Genomic DNA, 1,722 nt, shown 5'->3' on the forward strand with positions numbered 1-1,722 from the left:
TTCCTGCGCTGGGCATCCGTCCGCCGCATGCTGCGAAGGCTATGTCAGAAAACCACATGATCCCGGATGGACTCTCATGCTCACCGAACTCATACTCGAGGCCGGCAGCTTTGCACCCGTCTCGGTCATCGGCCGGGCACGCCCGACTTCCTGAAAGCGGAACAAGTGCACCCAGTCCCTACGGACTGGGGAGGGTAGACAGGGGACATGGGCGACGCGGCCCGCTTACGGCTTCTTAGCGTCGTCCCCGAACATCGATCTGTCCCGCGTCACAGCCTGCTGACCGACACTGCCTAAGAGGCCATTCAATCAGTTTACCATGGCGACGGGCATAGTCAGGCCGCCCCGATTGGCCAGTCTATCGGGCTTTAAAAGAACCACGTCCCAGTGGCGGCGAAGTTTGCCCGCACCTGCGCCGCCAAGTCGTTCTAGTCCACGATCGGATGAGTGAGCACTGGAATGCTGATGTCGTCTGGGACGAACCATTTTCCGGTGGCGGCGAAATTGGCTTCCAAACGCGCGGCGAGTGCGTCCCATTTCAGGGCTGAATGCTCATGCTTCGGCGGCGCGGCAGCCTTGGGCGTGGCCAGGAAGGCGAAGTTCCCTTCAGTTTCGCCGGGTGCGCTGTAGATGAGGTCATCGTAATTGCCGACCAAGGCACCGGCATCGTTGATGCCTTCGATGGTCCAGGAGGTCGGTCGGTTGTCCGGTTGAGGCGGTCCGACGGTCGTGACCTCGCCATCGTCATAGACAAAGCCTGAACTGACGCGCGCGAACGGGGACAGCGTTCCCGCGACCTGGCCCTTGTTGTTCACGTCCCTGAAGTCGATGAAATATTGGAGAGCGGGTTGTCGACCAAAGTGAGTTCGCCACTATCGAGCACGAAGGCCTCGTTGCTGGTCGATCCAACGATGACCCCTTGGTTGTTGATGCCATCTGGAATGAGGAAGGCATCGGGGTTGCCAGGCACGGTAATTTTGTTGAAGGCGCCATTCTCGTAGACATAGCCGCCTGCCACGGTCTCGTCACCAGAGGCGGAGCCGACGATCTGGCCGCGGTTGTTGATGCCGGTGAGTTGCGTGTAGTCGGAACCAGGGACATCCAAGGAGGTATAATCCCCGTGGCTGTAGAGGAAGCCGTGCGGACTGGATTCCTGATCGAGATAGGTGCCGACGACGTCTCCGCGGTCGTTGACGCCGTAGGCAAGCGTGCGAGTAGATCCCGGCACATCCAGGATAGTCACCTCTCCGTTTCGCAGCAGGAAGCCGTCGAGCGCTTTGGTCTCACCGACGATGTCGCCCCGGTTGTTGATGTCGTAGACACGGGGCACCGAGTCGATGCCAGGCAGGGTGATGCGGGTGAAGGTGTAGGCGGACGGGTCTATGGCCATGCGAGATACTCCCCTTGGGGGCTACCGCTTGGGGCACCAAGCCAAGTCACCGACGCCACAAGGAGCAGGCACCGTCGAGAACGCTAGCACTACTTACGGTCGATGTAATAGCCCGCCTTATGAAGCTATTGCGAAACAATCAATTCGATTCCGGGATGACGTCAGCTAAGCCTCCGCCTGAATGATGTTTAGCAGCGAACCCGAAGTGGGACGTCTGTCCGGTCTTGGTTGTTGCCGGTGTTCTCATTGCTTCTGAGAGTCCATCCGGGATCATATTGTTTCCTGACATAGCCTTCGGAGCATGCGGCGGGCGGAAGCCCATCGCAGGAAGG

General features: G+C 59.5%; 3 protein-coding genes. All 3 read right to left on the minus strand.

Translation table 11 applies throughout. The features are described from left to right. Positions 1 to 428: 428 nt before the first annotated feature. Positions 429 to 815, minus strand: coding sequence for a hypothetical protein (locus tag JMJ56_RS33030; protein ID WP_202836105.1), 387 nt, complete (start codon positions 813 to 815; stop codon positions 429 to 431). Then, positions 812 to 1,390, minus strand: coding sequence for a hypothetical protein (locus JMJ56_RS33035; protein ID WP_202836106.1), 579 nt, complete (start codon positions 1,388 to 1,390; stop codon positions 812 to 814). The genes JMJ56_RS33030 and JMJ56_RS33035 overlap by 4 nt, the downstream gene beginning before the upstream one ends. A gap of 139 nt (positions 1,391 to 1,529) precedes the next feature. Continuing rightward, positions 1,530 to 1,722, minus strand: a 193-nt coding sequence (locus JMJ56_RS34645; protein WP_236039067.1) for a hypothetical protein, incomplete at its 5' end; no start/stop codon positions are given.

It is taken from the genome of Belnapia arida, assembly GCF_016773205.1.
GTDB classification, from domain to species: Bacteria; Pseudomonadota; Alphaproteobacteria; order Acetobacterales; family Acetobacteraceae; genus Belnapia; species Belnapia arida.